At 48.9% G+C, this 19,972-nt stretch carries 17 protein-coding genes; 8 read left to right on the top strand and 9 right to left on the bottom strand.

The features are described from left to right. Window position 1 precedes the first annotated feature (1 nt). On the bottom strand, window positions 2-205 hold the full coding sequence (locus ROJ03_RS09275; RefSeq protein WP_313726756.1) for a SlyX family protein: 204 nt from the start codon (window positions 203-205) through the stop codon (window positions 2-4). 144 nt (window positions 206-349) lie between these two features. Here ROJ03_RS09275 and ROJ03_RS09280 point away from each other — a divergent pair, with 144 nt between their 5' ends. The 4 genes from ROJ03_RS09280 (at window position 350) to ROJ03_RS09295 (ending at window position 6,511) form a co-directional block, all read left to right on the top strand. Next, window positions 350-1,318 (top strand): WYL domain-containing protein, encoded by a 969-nt coding sequence (locus ROJ03_RS09280; RefSeq protein ID WP_313726757.1) that lies wholly within the window; start codon window positions 350-352, stop codon window positions 1,316-1,318. Window positions 1,319-1,376: 58 nt separating this feature from the next. Further along, window positions 1,377-1,538 (top strand): rubredoxin, encoded by a 162-nt coding sequence (gene rd / locus ROJ03_RS09285; protein WP_313726758.1) that lies wholly within the window; start codon window positions 1,377-1,379, stop codon window positions 1,536-1,538. A 125-nt stretch (window positions 1,539-1,663) separates the two neighbouring features. Next, window positions 1,664-5,881 (top strand): EAL domain-containing protein, encoded by a 4,218-nt coding sequence (locus ROJ03_RS09290; protein WP_313726759.1) that lies wholly within the window; start codon window positions 1,664-1,666, stop codon window positions 5,879-5,881. 54 nt (window positions 5,882-5,935) lie between these two features. Continuing rightward, window positions 5,936-6,511 carry a nitroreductase family protein gene (locus ROJ03_RS09295; protein WP_313726760.1) on the top strand — a complete coding sequence of 192 codons (576 nt, stop codon included), beginning with the start codon at window positions 5,936-5,938 and terminating at the stop codon, window positions 6,509-6,511. A 261-nt stretch (window positions 6,512-6,772) separates the two neighbouring features. Here the strand turns inward: ROJ03_RS09295 and dapA are convergent, their stop codons facing one another. The 8 genes from dapA to ROJ03_RS09335 form a co-directional block, all read right to left on the bottom strand. Next, window positions 6,773-7,675, bottom strand: a complete 903-nt coding sequence (gene dapA / locus ROJ03_RS09300) for a 4-hydroxy-tetrahydrodipicolinate synthase (protein WP_313726761.1) — start codon at window positions 7,673-7,675, stop codon at window positions 6,773-6,775. Window positions 7,676-7,704: 29 nt separating this feature from the next. Further along, window positions 7,705-8,817 (bottom strand): mandelate racemase/muconate lactonizing enzyme family protein, encoded by a 1,113-nt coding sequence (locus tag ROJ03_RS09305; protein ID WP_313726762.1) that lies wholly within the window; start codon window positions 8,815-8,817, stop codon window positions 7,705-7,707. 31 nt (window positions 8,818-8,848) lie between these two features. Beyond that, window positions 8,849-9,496 carry a GntR family transcriptional regulator gene (locus ROJ03_RS09310; protein ID WP_313726763.1) on the bottom strand — a complete coding sequence of 216 codons (648 nt, stop codon included), beginning with the start codon at window positions 9,494-9,496 and terminating at the stop codon, window positions 8,849-8,851. Window positions 9,497-9,512: 16 nt separating this feature from the next. Further along, window positions 9,513-10,343: a carbohydrate ABC transporter permease gene (locus ROJ03_RS09315; protein WP_313726764.1), complete on the bottom strand. Its 831-nt coding sequence runs from the start codon at window positions 10,341-10,343 to the stop codon at window positions 9,513-9,515. Window position 10,344: 1 nt separating this feature from the next. Continuing rightward, the gene (locus ROJ03_RS09320; protein ID WP_313726765.1) at window positions 10,345-11,235 is read right to left on the bottom strand and encodes a sugar ABC transporter permease; all 891 of its coding nucleotides are present in this window, start codon (window positions 11,233-11,235) and stop codon (window positions 10,345-10,347) included. Window positions 11,236-11,331: 96 nt separating this feature from the next. Continuing rightward, on the bottom strand, window positions 11,332-12,639 hold the full coding sequence (locus ROJ03_RS09325) for a sugar ABC transporter substrate-binding protein (RefSeq protein WP_313726766.1): 1,308 nt from the start codon (window positions 12,637-12,639) through the stop codon (window positions 11,332-11,334). Between the two features lie 221 nt (window positions 12,640-12,860). Continuing rightward, entirely contained in the window at window positions 12,861-13,355 is a 495-nt protein-coding gene (locus ROJ03_RS09330) for a GNAT family N-acetyltransferase (protein ID WP_313726794.1), read from the bottom strand. Next, the gene (locus ROJ03_RS09335) at window positions 13,355-14,668 is read right to left on the bottom strand and encodes an MFS transporter (RefSeq protein ID WP_313726767.1); all 1,314 of its coding nucleotides are present in this window, start codon (window positions 14,666-14,668) and stop codon (window positions 13,355-13,357) included. The genes ROJ03_RS09330 and ROJ03_RS09335 overlap by 1 nt, the downstream gene beginning before the upstream one ends. A 78-nt stretch (window positions 14,669-14,746) precedes the next feature. Between ROJ03_RS09335 and ROJ03_RS09340 the strand changes: the two genes are divergently transcribed. The 4 genes from ROJ03_RS09340 to ROJ03_RS09355 are packed head-to-tail and all read left to right on the top strand — an operon-like array spanning window position 14,747 to window position 19,910. Beyond that, complete coding sequence (locus ROJ03_RS09340; protein WP_313726768.1) at window positions 14,747-15,532, top strand: nitroreductase family protein; 786 nt, start codon at window positions 14,747-14,749, stop codon at window positions 15,530-15,532. 41 nt (window positions 15,533-15,573) lie between these two features. After that, the gene (locus ROJ03_RS09345) at window positions 15,574-17,190 is read left to right on the top strand and encodes a response regulator (protein WP_313726769.1); all 1,617 of its coding nucleotides are present in this window, start codon (window positions 15,574-15,576) and stop codon (window positions 17,188-17,190) included. A gap of 3 nt (window positions 17,191-17,193) precedes the next feature. Further along, complete coding sequence (locus ROJ03_RS09350; RefSeq protein WP_313726770.1) at window positions 17,194-18,960, top strand: sensor histidine kinase; 1,767 nt, start codon at window positions 17,194-17,196, stop codon at window positions 18,958-18,960. After that, a complete protein-coding gene (locus tag ROJ03_RS09355; RefSeq protein ID WP_313726771.1) occupies window positions 18,957-19,910 on the top strand; it encodes a substrate-binding domain-containing protein in 954 nt (317 codons plus the stop codon). The genes ROJ03_RS09350 and ROJ03_RS09355 overlap by 4 nt, the downstream gene beginning before the upstream one ends. The last annotated feature ends 62 nt before the right edge of the window (window positions 19,911-19,972 follow it).

Here is a 19,972-nt window from a genome sequence, read left to right on the forward strand (position 1 = left end):
CTCAATAGTGGGGCGGCCTCTCGTTTTCGGGTAGGCCGTCCTCCCCTCCATCTGCCAGTGCGGTAAGGCGTTTCTCAAGCTTTTCCATACGGTTCAACAAGATGGAGATTTCCTGTGCCTGGCCTCTGACGATAGCGTCGAGAGCGAGGACTGTCTCCTCCGTATATGCTAGCTTCATCTCTACTTTGTCCAGACGTTCTTCCATGACTTGCTCTCCTATGGCCTTATCCTATCATGGCTAGGAGAGTGTTACAATGTACTTTTTTTGTTGCAAAACCCTTGTATAAGTGAATATTCATGGTATACTGACATGAATTTTGTTGCAGAATGGTGCAGAAAGAGGTACTTCATGAAAGGTGAACGGGTTGCACAACTAGAACTATTATTACACTCCCACCCTGAGGGGCTCAGACGTGCTGAGATAGCCCGACGCTTGGGTGTCCATCGTTCCACGATCAGCCGCTATGTCGATGAGCTCAAGCAGTACATAGATATCTACGAGGAGAACAACCTCATCAAGATCAAGGGGCGGGAGGGGGACGAGAACATCGCCCTCAGTGTCTATGAGAGCCTCGCCTTCAACCTCTCTGCAGAGGTCCTTGCCTCCACCAGCGAATTTCAGAACCCCCATCTGGCATCAGGGCTGCGGAAGCTGGCCATGAACATGCGCTCCTACGCACCAAAGATCAGTGACAATGTCATCAATCTTGCCGAGCAGATCGACAAGCAGGTCCAGCAGAAGAAGGAGAGCAGCAAGTTCAACTCGATCCTGGAAGTCCTCATCGACTCCTGGGTCTCGGGGCGCATCGTAAGGGTAATCCAAAGCCTGAAAGGGTTTGAAAGCATCGAGACGGAACTTGCCCCCTATTTCATCGGCTTCAGGGAAGAGGACAGTGGAGGCAGGCACCCCATCAGCGTGACAGGAAGGCTACGCCATACCACCGAGATCATAACCATCGACATCAGCACCATCACCAGTGCAACCATCCTCGACGAGACCTACACCATCCCAGACAACCTCAAGCCCTTCAAATTCCAGGAGGCGGAAGAGCGGTATGAGAGCTTGGACATGATACCCTTGAGCCTCAAGCTCAAGGAGCGTTCGGCGATGAACGTATTCCGCTCGGTTGTCCATGGTACCCCTGTGTTTACCAAACAGGGTGACGGGACTCTGGTGTGCAATATGGATGTGGAGAACTCCATCGAACTCTACCTGAGGATCATCCAGTGTGGGGATTCAGTAGAGATCCTCTCACCTGAAAGCTTCAAAAAGAAGTTCTGCAAGATGCTGAACAAGATTCTCGCACTTTATCAATAATATTTTTCTTGCCCCTCGTGCCGTTTATCGCTATGCTAACTACTAGGAGGAAACAACTATGCAAGAATACGAATGCGACCTTTGTGGTTATGTGTATGATCCCACAGTAGGTGATCCCGACAATGGTGTGAAGCCCGGTACTGCCTTTGAAGATATTCCAGAAGATTGGGTATGCCCTCTTTGTGGAGCCCCTAAGTCAGACTTTTCACCTCGGAACTAATCATACAAGAACTGTAAGAAACGGGGTTGCTTCAGGCAAACCCCGTTTTTATGTCTATTGTGCCTATACTCCCTTTGCCTATTGCTAACTATTCGTGATATGCTCATCGCATCTGGAGCTTGCACATGGAAACAGGTACAACCAAACCCATTATCATCATTGCTGATGCACATATACCTACGCATTCAAGCGTAAGCAAAACTCTTTCAGAAGAGTACCTCATCATCGATGCATCTGATGGCCTCGCAGTTCTTTCCATTCTGGAAACCCAAACCATTGCTGCCATACTCTACGATCTGCACCTGCCTTCCCTCGACGCCAAGGCTTTCCTCATGCTACGCCAGGGCAGGAAGCACCTGCAGGGTCCGCCACTCTTCATACTAACAACAGACCAGCAAGAGGCACTCCAGGAAACAAAACTGGACCCCTTCTTCCTGGTCGAAAAACCCATTAAGGCTGAACTGCTGAAAAAAAAGTTACAAAAAGTTCTCCAACCCAAAGAACAGGCAAAAGACATCTTCACGCCCAAACCTCTTCACCAGGACGAACTCTCCCTTTGGGACATCAACCCCAGCGAGATGCAGAGCGGGTTTGCCCTCTACCAATATGCACAGGAACAAAGCTTCCCCATCTATGTAGACCAAGGGATGCTTAGCCTTTCCGGAGTACACGACCTTGAAGCATTCAGGGTAAAATATCCTAGGATCGATACCTTCATCAAAGAAGAGAACATCACAATCTTCAACCACAATGTCAGGCAAGCAATTGACAACCACAGTTCCTTCTCCTTCTCCATGGGGATGAAGGGCAACGCTAACCATGGTTCGGAACTTTTTTTCCAGATCTCCTGGATCCCCTATGCAGGCCAGGAGGCCCCTGTATTCCTCATCATGGTCCTCGACTCTTCCCAGCTGAGGGAGAACCAGAGGCAACTCTGCTCCCTGATCCAAAAGGATGCACTGACAGGAATCTACAACCAGGAGACCTTCTATCGCAAGACAGGGATACTGCTTAGGCAGAACAGCGAAACCACCTATCTCTTCATCCGCTGGAACATAGACCGGTTCAAGGCGGTAAACGACCTGTTTGGCACCTCTGCAGGAAACGCCATACTCAGAAGCCTGGGCATGACCTTTACCAAACTCGTCGGAGAGAGGGGAACCTATGGGCGCCTCTATTCCGACCATTTTGCACTCTGCGTACCCAAGAAGGATTTCGACCCTGAGCACTTTGCCCGGGAAGCTGAGAGACAGCTGAATGCAAACCACCTGAAAACCTATGTACGTTCAACCTTTGGCATCTATGAGATAAGCGACCCAACCATGGATGTCTCACTGATGAATGACCGTGCGAACATGGCACTCAACACAGCCAAGGGAAACTACCAGAAACCGTATGCCTACTATACCGATATCCTCAGAAGGAAGATGCTGAAGGAACAGGCCATAGTCAATGAGATGCACTCTGCCCTGGAACTGGGACAGTTCCAGATCTACCTCCAGCCCTTTTACAGCCTGACGGAAAATCGGTTCACAGCAGCCGAGGCACTGGTGCGGTGGATCCACCCCGAGAGGGGCATCATTGCCCCGGATGCCTTTATCCCCATGTTTGAGGAGAACGGTTTCATCATCGCCCTCGATGACTATGTAATTGAGCAGGTCTGCATCCTTCAGAGAAGGCTCCTCGATGAGGGGAGGCCTACCAGCCCCATCTCGGTCAACCTCTCCCGGTCCGACTTCTTCAACCAGAACCTGGCACAGAATATCATCGAAAAGACCGACCGCTACAACATCCCCCACTCCCTGCTCATGTTTGAGATCACCGAGAGCGTATATATCGAAAACCCAGATGAGCTGCTCAAGGCAATGGTTGCCCTGCAAAAGGAGGGGTTCCTCATCCTCATGGATGATTTCGGTTCTGGCTACTCCTCTTTGAACATCCTCAAGGATGTGCCAATCGACATCCTCAAGCTTGACCTCATGTTCTCCAAGGAGATCGGCAAGTCAGAACGGTCAGAAAACATCATACGAAGCATTGTGAACATGAGTGTTCTGCTGGGCCTCCCCCTTATCATCGAAGGGATCGAGACTATCCAACAGGTCGAATTCTACAAGCTTCTGGGGTGCAATACCCTCCAGGGGTTCTATTTCAGCAGGCCGCTTCCCATCGAACAGTTCCTGACGTTGGATATGGTGCATTACAGGCCTTCCTCCATACCAAAGCAACCCTTCCAACACCTCAAAGGATTCTCCCTTTCAGAGATGCAGTCCAAGATCCTCAAGGCCTTGTTTGAGCAGATATACCTGTTCGACTACACTTCCGACAGGTACCAGCAGCTCTACAACGATCCACTTGCAGCCTCCCTCTCCTCTGAAAGCCAGGGAAACCTCTCCACCTTCCTTTCCCTCATTGAGGAGAAGAAGATCCAAACCCAGGAGAGAGAGTCGTTCCATCTTTTCACCCATGCACGGATGGAGAGTGTTATGAGCCAAAGATTTCCCTGGGTCAACAGCAAGGGTGAATCTGAAATTGCCGATTGGACGCTCATCAAGCTGGACAATTCGGATACCAGTAACCTGGTTCTCTGCTGCATCAGGTCCTTGGGAACGGCCTGCCCTCTGGCACGAGGAGGTTCGGACTATCATGACTGTGCCTACAGAAGCCGCCACTCCCTGATAGAGGAACTTGCAAACACCAAGGTGCTCGAGTGGGATCTCCAGCAGGATATCCTCTACAAGAACCCTAACCTGGAATTGCTGCAGATCTGCAAGATAGCTCCCAAAGCCCTCATTGCAAAGGAGTATTGCTGCCCCTTCATCCATGAGGATGACCTCAAGGCCTTTGAGGACACTCTTGAGGAGGTACTCAAGAAACCCTCCAAACAGGGCACCACAGTACGGCTCAGGCTACTGAATGGGGAGTACCGTTGGTACTCAATACAGATGAAGATGCACTATGCAGAAAACAGCGGGGCAAAAAGAATCATGGCCCTCCTGCTTGATGTCGATACCAAGATGCGCCTAAGCGAGCAGGCAAGGGAGTACAAGAGGCAGATCGAGTTCATGACCACCAGTGCTACCTGGGGCATTGCTACAGGCTACCTCTCTGATACCGGCTCGATAGTACCCACCTTCCATAACCCTGCCTTCTTCAAGTTGTTGGGCTACTCCCAGGAGGAGTATGAGGCCCTGGGCAAGAACTGGCTTACGATGATTCGTCCTAGGGACCACCAGAGGTTGTCTGAGATTCTGAAGGCCAAAGAGGATTCCACACTCCATTTCCATCTGACCAAAAAGGATGGGTTATCGGTGTCGATCAGGGCATCTCTCGCCTTTACCCAACCGGAACGGGAGAGAACAGAGTTCATATGCAACCTGTTCGAGGAAGAGCCCTCCCCCCAACACGCTGCTAGCTCCAGCACGGTCTTTGGACAGATAGGAAGCCATACCTCTGAGATACACCAGCAGGACCTGTTACTGGAACACTCTGTGCTGATAACCTTTGAATATGACCTGGCCACCGACAGCGCCTTCATCACCTTTCCCAACCCGGACAAAAGCCGGGGAAATGGTGTCTTCTATAACTTCACCCAAAAATACCTGCCCAATATGGTCCATACTGATAGCCTGGGGCTCTTCAATGCGATTGTAGAAAAAGGGAGGAAGGGTCCGACAAGCGGAAGTTTTGAGGTTAAGCTTGATTTCTTCCAGAAAGGATTTGTCTGGTACTTGTGCAACTACATGACCCTAGCAGACGATTCTGACAAGGTCTATAAGTACATCGGCTCCCTTGTGGACATCCACAGGGAGAAGGAGTTTCAGGAATCCCTGGCAAGACAGACGCAGATCAACAAATCCTTGCGTGAGAAATCCCAGCTGGACCTGGCAAGCGGGTTGCTCAACAAGACCACACTGGAAGAGAAGATAACCAAGGAGCTTGGGAAGACCCAGAAACCCTGGTTCCTGCTCATCACTGACCTCGACAACTTCAAGGCGGTCAATGACTCGTTGGGACACCAGAAGGGAGACACCCTGATAAGCGTCATGGCCAAGACCCTCAAGGAGACCTTCTTTTCGGAAGAGGCCATCATCGGGAGGTTTGGCGGTGATGAGTTTGTAGTCTTCTCACCCTATGATGAGGAGCTATTCCCTCTGCTTGACAACTTCCAGAAGAAGCTTTCAGCCTATGCCAGCGAGAACTTCCTCTTCAGCTCCAGCAGCGGTATCGCACTCTTTCCTGAACACGGGAACACCTTCTCCGATCTCCTTCACTATGCGGACAAGGCCCTCTATGAAGCAAAGAGTGCTGGCAAAAGCCAGTACTGGGTATACCAGCCAGAGTAACCAGACACAGACAAAGAACCCTTTCCAAACAACCACACGTCAAGGAGAACATAGATGCCGATACTCAAAGCAATTGAAACACGGAGGGCCTATAGGGCCCTATCCACCAAGCCCATCGAGAAGGAAGTGCTGCTTCGCCTTGCAGAGGCAGCGCACCTGAGCCCATCCAGCCTCAACAGCCAACCTTGGCGCATGATTACCGTTACCGACCCTACCATCCTGGCCTCCTTGAAGGGGACCCTTACCCCTGGAAACTACTGGGCCAAGAAGGCCCCTGCCATCACAGCCTTTGTCACCAACCCAGCTTGGGGGCTTACCATGGGCGGCGTTGCCTACACCCCCTTTGAACTGGGGATGGCGGCCATGGCCTACCAGGTCCAGGCGGTTGCAGAAGGTCTCTTTGTGCACCCCATCGCAGGCTTCAATGTACAGGCAGCAAAAGCTGTTCTGGGCATCAGGGAAGAGGACACCCTACAGACACTGGTCATTCTGGGCTATCCAGGACCACTGGATGGTCTCAACGAGAAGCATCTGGAGAGCGAAAAAGCACCAAGGGTCAGGAAAAACCTTGATGAGGTAGCATCCTTTGACAGGTGGAATGAAAAACTGCTACCCAAGCAGAAAGAGTAGGTACTCTCCCATCCAACAAACCAAGCCCTCCTATTAGACAGGAGGGTTTTCATTCTGTTCTTACTGGATGGGAAGAGGGATTTTAGAAGGGCAGAGACCCTGTTCACCACTCTACCGAAGCCCTACAGTTTCCAATACAGCGATGAGGTCATGAAGGAATACCAGATCCCTATTGTCACACTCCCATAATAGAAAAAAGCTAACCGTCTCTCCAATGTTGGGAAAAGGTTAGCTTATGATGATCATCAAATCCTGAAATTCCTATGCCAAAAGGCCCATTCCTAACAACACTTTCTGTAATTGTGCCCTCTCCTCATCAGTCAAAGGACCGCAAGGTGCTGTAGTAATCCCAGCAGGGATACCAATCATATGGAGAGCCTCCTTAATTACCGAAGGAAACGTTCCAAGAGAAAAAGCAAGGCGTAGAGGGGCAAGTGCATACTGCGCTTCCAGTGCCCCCTGCAGATCACCTTGCATGTATTTCTCATAGATATCAACGACGATGGCTGGAGCAACGTTTGCGCAGGCAGCAATTGCCCCAGTAGCTCCATACACAAAACCTGCCAGTATCTGGGTGTCCCTTCCTTGCAGTACATGAAAATGGGAGAGATGGCGGGTACGGCGAATATATTCTCCCGTCAACGTAAAATCGCCTGAACTATCCTTGATCCCGATGATATTCTGACAATCGGTAGCAAGTTTCACACAAGTATCAACAGGAATTCCCACTCCAGTCCTGGGTGAGTTGTTATACAAAATAATCGGGAGGTCAGTACTTTCGGCAATGGCCTTATAATGTGTATACAACTCTTTTGGGGAAGGGGAGATAAACATTGGAGTGAGGACAGATACAGCATCAACACCGCATCGTTCAGCCATTTTTGTCAGCTGGATACTCTCTCGGGTTGTGATATCATTTGTTCCTGCATATACAGGAATTTTTCCAGCAACTTCATCCACAGTAGCTTCGATGAGTTTCTGTTTTTCTTCCATAGACAGAGCATAGAACTCCCCCGTCGAGCCAATAACAAATATGCCATGCACACCATTATCAAGCTGGTAACGAATTAGTTTCCTCAAACTGACCAAATCTACTTCTTCTGAATTTTTTAGCGGAGTAACCAATGCAGGGATTATTCCCCGCGGAACAAAGTTTTTATACATGAGACATCCTCTTATGGTAGTGTAACGGTCTAGAAAGTCTGGAAATGACGGTATGATTCTTCTTTCATGGCATCCATATCCACACAAAGTCCCAAACCGGGAGTATCAGGCAGTATGAGATATCCATCTTCCACACTGAAGGATTCCGTAAAAAATCGTTCTTTCAACTCCAAATTCTCTACGCTAAACTCTTGGATGTAGAAGTTAGGGCTGGTTGCATCCACCATCGCTGAAGCTATCGTACCTACTGGTCCACCAGAATTGTGCGGAGCAAATTTCAAGAAATACGATTCAGCCATGGTTGCCATTTTCTTGGTCTCCAGAATACCCCCACAGTGGGTCAAATCCGGTTGAATGATCGATAGATACCCATCCTCGTAGATCTGCCTATGGCTGAAACGGGTAAAGTACCTTTCCCCTGCTGCAATGGGAAGAAGCGAGAGTTTTGACAACTTGAGATATCCTGCCCTGTCATCTGGGTGCATTGGTTCTTCCAGGAACATAGGAGAGTAGGCTTCTGCACCTTTGGCAAACATGAGCGAACCGTCAAAAGAAAGACTTCCATGAAGTTCAATCCCTAATTCTATTGAATCTCCGACAGCTTCACGGACAGCTTTCAAACAGGCAAGTCCCTTTTGTACGGTCACTCTCTCTGAATCCCCTTTTGCTGCTGCTTTGAGAGGATCCCATTTGAGTGCCTTAAAGCCCTGGGCCACACAGTCTTTCGCTGCTTGCGCAAACTCATCTATCGTTCGTGCTTGCATGAACCAGGTATTTGCATACAACAGAATTTTGTCTTGCAGTTTACCACCCAGGAAATTATAGACAGGAATACCAGCTTTTTTCCCTATGATATCCCAGAGGGCTGTTTCGATACCGCTGATGGCGGAATTAAAGACTGCACCATTTCTCCAGGCATCCTTCAGGAATGCGTTTTGGAAAAACTGTTCAATCTGAAAGGGGGATGTACCGATCAACATAGGCTTGAGATGATGCTCAATAGCCTCTGTCACTGCCATTTCCTTGTTTCTGATCGTCGCTTCACCAATACCGGAAATACCTTCGTCTGTCTCGACAATAACAAAAATCAGGTTTCTCCAAACAGAGAAATGTTTATACGTTTTTATATCAGTAATCTTCATTTTTTCCTCCAGCACCCTTTCATTGAATTTGTTATTTTTTAGGAACGACACCCTTTGCTGTACTTCGAATATGCTCAACCAGGGCGGCCTCTGCAGCTTCAGGTTTTCTCTGTTTCACAAGATTCAGGATTTCTCTATGTTCAACCCTTCCCTTCTCACGTTCTACATCAGTAATCAGAGCTTTGCTCCGTATGGTGTAATCAAAAGACATAAGTCTTTCAATGAGAACATACAGATAGGTATTACGAGCCGACATCCGTAGTTTCCTATGGAATTGAGCATTCTGTTTGACAAGGGTTACCACATCACCATTTTTTATCGCTTCCTCGCCCTCATCGAGAATCTGTTCCATCATCTGGATATCTTCATCAGTAGCATTCTTTGCAGCCAGATAGACAGCAGCTCCCTCTAAAGCAGAGCGGAGAATTGAAATGTCTGAAAGACTTTGGTAGGCAAGATCAGAAATCATTGTCCCCGATCGTGGCTTCGTTATCAGTAGTCCTTCCGATTGCAAAATCTTAAATGCTTGTTTTACCGGAGTAGCACTAACCTCCAACTTTTCAGAAATACTAGAAACAGAAATTTTCTGACCTACACCTAATTCACCTGACATAATACTTTTTCGGATGGAATCAGCTACTTGATCGGAGATTGGGAGAGGGGTCTCAATTCGTTTCATTACATCTACCTTCTTATCATTGTTTTACACTGCCAGCTGTTAATCCAGCAAAGAAATATTTCTGAAAAAACAAGAAGATTATAATTAGTGGGATAGAACCAAGCAAGCTCGCAGCCATCATCTCATTCCAGTTAATTTTCGTATCTTCAATCATTTGTCCTATCCCAATAGGCACTGTCTTCATCAGATCTGTAGTAGTAAGGACCAACGCAAACTGAAATTCATTCCAACTGTTGATAAAAGCATATATGGCAGTTGACGCAAGGCCTGGGAGGCTCAGGGGAAGAATAATCCTTGAAAACGTCCTAAATTTACCTAGACCATCTATACTCGCAGCATCATCAAGGTCCTTGGGAATAGTCTCAAAATAACTATGCATCAACCAGGTACAAAGGGGGACCTGAAATGACATATACACAAGAACCAATCCAAGATGTGTATTTATCAACTGGTATGTCTTGAGAATCCTGAAATAGGGAATCAACATAATTACCGATGGAAACATCTGGGTTACCAAAACGAATCCCAGAAATCCTGCCTTCCCTTTAAATTCAAATCTTGATACGCCAAAACCCGCAAACGTAGCAACGAACAAAGTTAAAAAAGTAGAGGCGACAACAATAATCACACTATTCTTGAAGAAAACCCCGAACGAATAATCCTTGAGCACGGTGCGATATGCTGCCAATGAGGGAGCATGGGGAATCAAGGAAGGAGGAATCTCAAAGGTTTCCGGTACACTTTTCAAGGATGTAATCACCATCCATAAAACAGGAACCAAAACCATAAGACACCCTACCAATAGAATTATGAAAGACCCAATGGGAAATGCATCATGTTTCTTCATATTAATACCCTTTGGAGTTCTTGAATTTTCTTTGTAGCAGACTTATCACAATCACAATGATAAATACGTATACAGCCCTAGTTGCCGATTCACCGAAGCGCATATATTGGAAACCTGTTTTGTATATGTCAATGCTGACAACATTTGTTGCATCAACTGGACCGCCATAGGTCAAGTTCCATATCAACGTAAAATGCTTGAAACTCCACATGCTTTCCAGCATGACCGTTGTAGAGAGAACTGGAGCAATCCCTGGTAGTGTTACATGTAGAAACTTTCCGATCCTTCCACATCCATCAATTTCTGCAGCTTCGTAGAGATCCTGTGAAACCGTTTGCAAGGCAGCCATGAGCATGACAACCATAAAGGAAAACCCCTTCCAGATACTTACAAGAATCACTGCCCCCATAGCAGTAGATGAGTTGCTCAACCATTCAACAGGAGCCTTTATCATGTTCAGGCCTAGCAGAAGGTGGTTGATCAAGCCATAGTTAGTATTGTAGAGCCATTTCCACAGCAACCCAATGACCACATCAGGGAAAAACCATGGCAACACGATAATCGACCTGAACAAGGGTTTGAACGGGATTCGTTTGTCTACAAGAATTGTAGCAAAAAGCAAACCCAGGAATGTCCTGCCGGCTACGGTACCAAAGGTAAAAATAAGGGTCTTCACGATCGATCGCCCAAAATTCTCATCAGTCAGCAATCGAACATAGTATTTAAGCCCAATGAATTTCCATTTGTTGACAAGATTTGTATCAAAGAAACTAATCCCTATACCATAGAGCATCGGATACACAATCATTGCAACAAGAACAAATAGGGCTGGAAAAATAAAAATATATCCCAGTGAATTCTGGCGCAATCTATCTGTGGTATTCTTAATCATGTTCAATCCTTCGATCTGAAATAGGGAACTGGAATCGGTTTTAGTACATCAGCAATCCATAGCTCTCCGAAAGGAGAGCTACGGATAAAAAACACATTACTTATTATTATCGATTATTTTCTGAATTTCTCGTCCTGCAGCCTGCACCTCTTTGGTTGCATCCAATGCTGGGTTAAGTATCAGTTTCTGATAGGTCCTTCCCAATACATTCTTAACTTCTGCATAATATGGTGCATTGGGAGCCTGTTCCATCGCCTTAAAGCCTGCAACGAAACCTTCAAACAATGGAGTGTTCAAATATTCTGAATCTGAAATTGCATCATTGGTACAAGGAATACGGCCAGTGACCTCTACCCATTTTATCGCATTCTTCTTACTACTGACAAACTTCACAAACTTGACGGCAGCTTCTTTATGCTTACTGGAAGGATTGACGGACCAGCCCAAGATGGAACTAGGTGTATAGGAGGTCACCCCGGATGGGACAATAACACTTCCGATCTTTCCCTTAAGCCCAGGATTTGCGCTAAAAATCTTTCCAACTGAGTTTGAACCCGCAATCAACATACCAATTTGTTCGGCAGCCAAAAGATTCACGTTTTCATTGAAGCTATTTTCCAATGCACCGGCTGGTACGACATTGTCAACATTCTTAAGGTTGGTAAAATACTTAAATGCTTCAACACTTGCAGGAGAACCAATATCGGTCTTCCATGTTCCATCCTGGAAATAGAGTTCTTTCGCTCCAAAGCCGCGTAGGATCATGACAAATCGGGTTTGCCCAGAATCGTCATTGGTTCCGATCATTCCAAATCCCCAGCGGTCAACAAGGGAATCCTTATTGGTATCGGCAGTGAGGGCTTTTGCAGCTAGGCGCATCTCTTCGAGAGTCTTTGGAGCAGAAATTCCCTTCTCCTCCAACCAGTCTTTTCGGAAAATCAATGCATTGGGACCAGAATACCATGGATAGAGAACAAGCTTATTTTCCATGGTTGAGCCAATTCTTACAGACTCTGTGATATTTTCGAGCTCAGCCTTGGTCATGTATGGGGTAAGGTCTTCGCAGATACCCATATCATACAGTTGCCCAATTATGTTTTCTGTATTGACAAACACATCTGGCAAAGAACCGGCAGCAGCAAGGGTGGTGATCTTCGTAAGCGCCTGGTTCATAGGAACACCTGTTACTTCGAGTTTAATTTCAGGATTCAATCTCATGAATTCATCAAAGAACTCTTGTGCCAGTGGGCCTTCAGGATTTTGTGTTGTAGCAGTCGTAAGTATTGTAAGTGTGATAGGCCCAGCTTCCTTCACTACCTGTTGTGGGGTCTCTTTAGAACCGGCACCAAAGGCAAGAAAAGCACAGACACAAAAAAGACTGACTAGCATGGTAAATTTCTTCATCTTGTTCTCCTTTTTGGTATCTGGGATCCCAGATACCAGTAATAAGACTAGTTTATTAACATTTATATAATCTGTCAATCAAAATCTCATTCTTTTGAAAATGGGGACTTACCTCGTGAAATGAGGGCTCTTGGTAAAGAAACTCCACCCAATCCAACACAGATTCCTGTATTGGATAATCCAACATAACCTATTTACATATAATGAAATAATCCTATATTTTACTCTGTCTTGCTGGCAAAGGCTTCTTTTGTCCCCAGACGGATAAGGGCATCCCCTGTCAAACGGTAGGTTGACCACTCATCCATGGGGAAAGCTCCAAGACGCTTGTAGAAGTCAATGCTTGGCTTGTTCCAGTCGAGGCATACCCACTCCACCCTTGCACACCCCTGCCTGACCGCAAGGGAGCAGACATGCTCGATAAGGGCCTTGCCATAGCCCTTGCCCCGGAAAGGTCGTTGGATATAGAGGTCCTCTATGTAGAGGCCGCAGCGTCCCTGCCAGGTTGAGTAGTTGTAGAAGTAGAGGGCGAAGCCAATGGGTTTTTCATCCTCGCAACAGAACAGTACCGTAGCCTTCTTTTCCACAAACAACCACCGGTCCATCTCCTGTAGGGTTGCAACCACTTCCTGTTCCAGTTTTTCATATGCTGCCAATTCGATGATAAACGAAAGGATCTGTGGAAGTTCCTCCCGTGTTGCGCTCCTGATTGTCATCACTGTAGGTGTACGATCTCCTTTTCAATAACCTGGTTCAGCCTCTCCTCTTCCGTGACAATGACCTCACTCTCCTTGAGGAAGGTACTGCCCATCATGGCAGCAAACAGCAGGGCAGCAAGGCCAGAGAGCAACTGCCCTGCATACTGGCCACGGCTTACCAGGGTGATGATCAAAATCAGGGCACCACTGGCTTGGGAGAACAACAGCAACAGGGCCTGGATGATCTCCTCGGATATGCCATGTCCAAGTTCTGCTGCATACTGGCTTCCTATGGGAATGGAGCTGAGCAGGCAGAAGCCGATGATAAAGGCACCTAGCAAAGCAAAGACCTGGTTTCCCCACAAGAGGGAGCCAAGGTCTTGGCTAAAGACCAACAACAGAACCCCTGGGATGGAACAGAGGTTGCAGAAGACAAAGAAGGCCTTGCGTTTTCTCCACCTGTCAGATAGCGAGGGAAGCACTATTGCCCCTATCATCCCCCCGACGAGCAATACGATGCCCAGTCTCCCATCGGAATCCGGGAAACCCAAGATCTCACTTATCGTATCAATCTTCACCAGCAAGGTAATGAGCACACCCCATCCTACAGAAAAGATGATCATCAGCCCTCTGAGTGAGGGAATCTTGTTCATGGCCTTGAAGGAGTTGAGAAAGGATACGCTCGGTTCACGCTGCAGGATGGAAGAAGGAGAGGGTGGGTTTTCCCGAATCAAAAAAGCAGCGGCAATGGCGAAGACCGAACAGAGGGCGGCATACATGCCCATCATGGCCTCTATGCCGCTGCCATAGTTCGGGGCATTGGCTTTCGTCACTACCATAAGGGGAGAGAGAAACATCACTATTCCCAAGGAGAAGTATTGGGCTGCGGAGGCCATGCCTACAGCCATACCCCGCTCCCGGATGGGAAACCAGCGAGAGACTATCTCGGTGATGCTGTTGAGCACCAGGGCCTGTGCCAAAGCAAGGATAAGCTGGCAGAACAATACTATGGAGAAGTTGGAGAGATAAATCCATTTTCCAAGGGCGCCAAAGACTATCATCCCTGCGGCGATACGGATGCTGACCGTAATTCCCAGGCGATGGATCACATAGGAGGCAGGGATGCTACCCACAACGAATATCAGAAGGTATGCAAGGGAGAGGAACTCCACAGGATTGGAAAATATGCTGGATACCTGACCCTGGTAGTAGATGTTCACCACCCTCCCGACAGGGGAGAGGTTCATCCACTGCATCCCTACTGCAAGCAACAGAGCCATGAGGCCAATGAGGATGAGCCATCGATACCGGTATGCCTTTACACTTTTCATTGCCCCATGATAGAGCAGAAATTCCTATTTGTATATCGGCTATTGGCATAACTCTCATCCTGTTGCTATACTCCTGCTATGAATGAAACCCTACAAATACTCAAAGACAGGCGTTCTGTTCGCTCATTCAGCGATAAGTCGCTGTCAGAAGAACAGGTCACCCTTATCAAGGAAGCCACCCTCAGGGCCCCGACAGCAGGCAATATGGCCCTCTATTCTGTGATCGAGGTACAGGACCAAGAGAAGAAAGAACTGCTGGCCAAACTCTGCGACAACCAGATCATGATAGCCAAGGCTCCCCTGGTCTGGGTATTCCTTGCCGACATGCAGAAGTGGGTCAACTACTTCGTCGAAGGGGGCTCGAAAGAGAGAGGGGAGAAGGAAGGCCTGGCCTCCTGGCGTAGCCCAGGTCTGGGCGACCTACACCTCTGTCTGCAGGATGCCATCATTGCAGCACAGAATGCGGTGGTTGCTGCCGAATCCCTCGGCATCGGTTCCTGCTACATCGGGGATGTGATCGAGAATTTCGAAGAGATGAAGGAACTGCTGAACCTTGGCCACTACACCGTTCCAGCCTGCATGCTCATCTTCGGCTTTCCCAAGACCAAGCACACCACAAAGCAGACCCCTCGATGTCCTAAGGAAGCAGTATTCATGCAGGATAGCTACCAGGAGCCTACCCTTGACCAACTGAAGGCAGCCTTTTCTGAACATGAAGAGCTGCGTAGGGAGGCGAAGATACTCCCCTTTGGGAATACCGGAAGCATTGCAGACCACTACTACTTCAAAAAGCATACCAGCAAGTTCATGGAAGAGATGAACCGTTCAACCTCAGCCATGTTTGACCACTGGTGCAAACTGTAAAAATCTTGCACCTACCCACAATTAGGACTACCATACCATCCATGGAATATACGATCCTGCTAGTTGATGATGAGAGCGCAGTACGAGAGGGAATACGAAACCGTACCCCTTGGGAGCGCTATAACTTCAAGGTTGTAGGGGAAGCTGGCAATGGCATCGAAGCGTTGGAAATGATCGAGGAACTCCATCCGGATGTAGTAATCACCGACATCAGGATGCCCTATCTCGATGGCATGGAGCTCATCAAGGAGATCCGCCGGTCCCACCCGCCGATCAGCATCATCATCATCAGTGGCTACGATGAGTTCACCTACGCCCAGCAGGCGATCCGCTATGATGTCAGTGAGTATGTGCTCAAACCGGTCACCAGCGAAGATATCTGCAACCTTCTCGAACGTACGGCAAAAAGGCTGGACGAGGACATCATTCGTATCCAGGACCAGAACCGGCTCAAGAGTGCCTATGCCCAGGCCCTGCCTCTCATCAAGGAAAAATTCCTCGTCTCCTTGCTTACCCCGGTCCACCAAAGCCCGAAGGCAAACCTCATCGCCAAGGCGAAGGACTATGGGTTCAACCTTGAAGGGGACGAGTTCATCGTAGCCACCTTCGAGACCGACCATGATGAACAGGATGACCCCTTGGAGGCGATGGCACTTCTGGAGGTCGCTGCCGAGGTGTTCCAAAAGGAAGGGGGGGACCTCGTCTTCCAGTTTGAGAACCAGATCGTCATCATCTTTACGGCAAACAGCCACGGACAAACACAATACGATGCACTGTTCCGCAAGCAGACCTTCAGGAAGGCGGAACAGCTGCACGCCTATCTGGAAAGGTACTTCAGCTTTCCCATCGTCATCGGGGTAGGAAACCTGGTGCACTCCCCCTCTTCCATCTCCCAGTCGTACAGGCAGGCCCTTGAGGCGCTGAACTACAGCTCGTTCTATCCCGAGCAGAAAATCCTGGTCATCAGCGACCTTGAGAAACCCCAGACCCAGGAGGACAAGACCCATCTTCAGGAGCTTCTCAGCAACGTTATCCTCACCGTCAAGCTGGGAACGGAGGAACAGGTCATTGAAAGCGTGAACGCCTTGTTTGGGGAAAAGGCTGCAGCCCTCCCTTATGAGGGGTTGCAGGCATTCTTGCTCGATCTCAGCTCTTCGCTCAACGCCCTGGCCGAAAGCTATGACTACACCCTGTTCCAGCTCAGTGGGGAGGGAGACTCCCGCGCCTTCTTCTCGGAACTGGGAAGCCTGACTACCCTAGGAAAGGCCAGGCGCTGGCTTACCAAGCTGGCCCTTACCATCAGGACGAACATAAGCGGGCAACGCGAAAACTCGCATATCCAGTTTGTGCAGGAGGCGAAGGCCCTCATCGCCAAACACTTCACCGAGCCAGGCTTCGGGCTCGACCAGGTCTGCGAGATGATCGGGGTAAGTCCCTCATACTTCAGTTCAACCTTCAAGCGGGAGATGGGTGTCTCCTTTGTCCAGTATCTGACAACCATGCGCATGACACGGGCAAAGGAGCTGCTCATCAAGAGCGAGGGAAAAACCTACGAGATTGCCCAGGCGGTAGGGTTTGCAGAGTCGAACTACTTCAGCTTCTGCTTCAAGCGCCACGAAGGGGTATCCCCCTCCCAGTTCCGCCAGGCAAATAGGTAGAGCATGGCACACAAGATACAAAACCTTAGCATCAAGACCATCCTGACCATTGCAATTGCCGTAGTCTCCATCTCATTCACCCACATCGTCTCGGCAATTCTTTTTTCCGAGTTCTCCTCAACTGTCAGGGAAAACGCAACCGTATCAACACGGGAGATCGTGCGGCAGGTCAATGCCAACCTCAGCTACTACATCAACGACATCCTCACCATTTCAGGCTACGCTAGGGATCTTGCAAAGCAGTCCAATACCATACCCAAGGAAGAGATCGAGGCCAAGCTCAAGGCAATCCTAGCCAGCCGGCAGGATATTGTCGCCCTCGTCCTCTTCGACCTGGAAGGGAATGCCGTGCTTTCAACCAGCGATGCAACCTTCAGGGCTGCAGAAGAGATTGTCAAGCAAAAGTGGTTTTCCCGAACAGTTGGGGTTGAGGGAAACTTCTACTTCACCGGCCCCCATGTCCAACAGCTTACCACCAGTGCCTATCCTTGGGTCATCACCTACAGCCAACTGATCAGCTACACACAGAGCGATGGCACGACCACCCAGGGCCTGCTCCTCATCGACATGAACTTCTCTGCTGTCAGCGAACTCTCGAAAAGTGCCAAGCTTGGCTCCACAGGGTATGTCTACTTTATCGACAACAACAACAAGATCGTCTATCACCCACTGCAGCAGCTGATCAACTCCAACATCATCAATGAGGACCTCGATGCTGTTGCAGACCATATCTTCGGCACCTATACCAACACCTTTGAAGGGAGGGAGCGGCTGGTCATCATCGATACGGTCAACAACGCCCGCTGGAGGATCGTAGGGGTCGCATTCATGGATGAGCTGATGAGCGGGCTCAACCAGTTCACCACAGTCATGGCCATCATCCTGCTGTTGTGCATCATCATCACCATCTTCCTGGCAAGGGCGGTATCCGAAAGGATAAGCCGTCCTATCAAGGAGCTGGAGAGGCTGATGATGGCCGTCGAGAAGGGCGACTTCTCCGAGCCCCCGACCGTAGGAGGAAATCTGGAAGTACTTGCCCTCTCCCAATCCTTTGCCCTCATGATCCTACGCATACGCCAGCTTATGGATGACATCGTCAAGTCACAGGAGCTGAAGCGTAAATTTGAGCTTGATGCCCTACAGGCGAAGATCAACCCTCATTTCCTCTACAACACCCTCGATTCAGTCGTCTGGATGGCTGAGCAGAATGATACCGAAGGGGTCATTCGCATGATCACAGCCCTTGCAAAACTCTTCAGGATCTCCATCAGCAAGGGCCATGAGATCATCACCCTCGCCGAAGAACTTGAGCATGTGCGCAACTACCTCATCATCCAGCAGATACGATACCGGGACAAGTTTGCCTTCACCATCAAGGTGGAGGAGGGCCTTGAGCAGTGCCCTACCATCAAGCTGATCGTCCAGCCAATCGTGGAAAATGCAATCTACCATGGCATCAAATACCTTCAGGAGATGGGACATATCAACATCTCAGTCTATCGCCGGAAGCCTGGGGCAATCGTGCTTGAAATCAGGGACAACGGGGTTGGCATGGATGAAGAGAAACTCGACAAGATACTCTCCTTCACCGGGCAGGTCTCCCCATCGGGCAATGGGATTGGGGTACGGAATGTGCACCAGCGTGTCCAGCTCTATTATGGGTCGGACTTTGGCCTTGAGATCTCCAGCGAACTGGATGAAGGAACCCTGGTACGGATCGTCATCCCTGAAGGAAATCCCATCCCCCCCATCAAGGTGGTAAAAAAATGAAGAAACCCTCCCTGCTTTTCATCCTGATCCTCATCCTCTGCCTTTTGGCCAGCTGTGCCAAACGGGACGAAAAGCAGGATCCCTACCGAATAGCCGTCATCACCATGATGCAGGGTGGTGAGTTTTGGGGGTCACTGAAAAATGGGGCACGAGGTGCACGTACAGAGACCGGTGCCGTCCTTGAGTTCATGGCTCCGATCGATGAGGCTGACTATGCAAGCCAGGTGGTGTTTGTGCAGGAGGCCATCGACCAACATTTTGATGCGATCGTACTCTCTCCCAGCCATACCTCCAACCTAGCGGACATTGTTGCCAAGGCAAGAAGCAAGGGCATCAAGGTAGTGCTGGCGGATACCCGCCTGGATAAGAGTGAAGGTGATTTCTTCATCACGGCAGACTACCACGAGGTGGGTGTGGAGATGGCGGAGCATGCCTTCTCCCTCTTCGGCCCAGGGGATCCGATCAAGGCCCTGGTCATTGGCTCGATTCCGAATTCCACTTCGATGACAAGTATCGTCAGTGGATTGGCAGAAACTTTTGGAAAGCGTGAGAATGCCCAGATAGGCTATGCAACCTATAGTTTTACCGATGAATCCATCGCAAAGAAACTTACCGAAAATATCCTGGACAGTGATGCAGGGGTGAACATCATCTTCGCTTTGGAAGAGAACACGGCACATGGGGTCGTGAACGCCCTCCCCTCTGACAGGAATATCAAGCTTATTGCCTTTGGGACCACCCAGTATGAGGTGCAGCTGCTCGAACAAGGGATGATCGATGCCCTGGTGGTGATAAACAGCTTCAACCTTGGCTACCGTTCTGTAAAGGCTGCCATAGACCTACTGAGAAACATCAAGCCGGTTGAAAAGCTGGTTGAACATGCACTCATAACAAAGACTACCATGTTCAGCGAACAGAACCAGCGTCTGTTGTTCCAGACCTTCCAATAGGAACCTATTCCAATTGCCCGCCACTGATCGAATGCTCAACTTTTTGCCTATGGACAACCAGC

This window comes from Sphaerochaeta sp. PS, from assembly GCF_032144095.1.
Taxonomy (GTDB): domain Bacteria; phylum Spirochaetota; class Spirochaetia; order Sphaerochaetales; family Sphaerochaetaceae; genus Sphaerochaeta.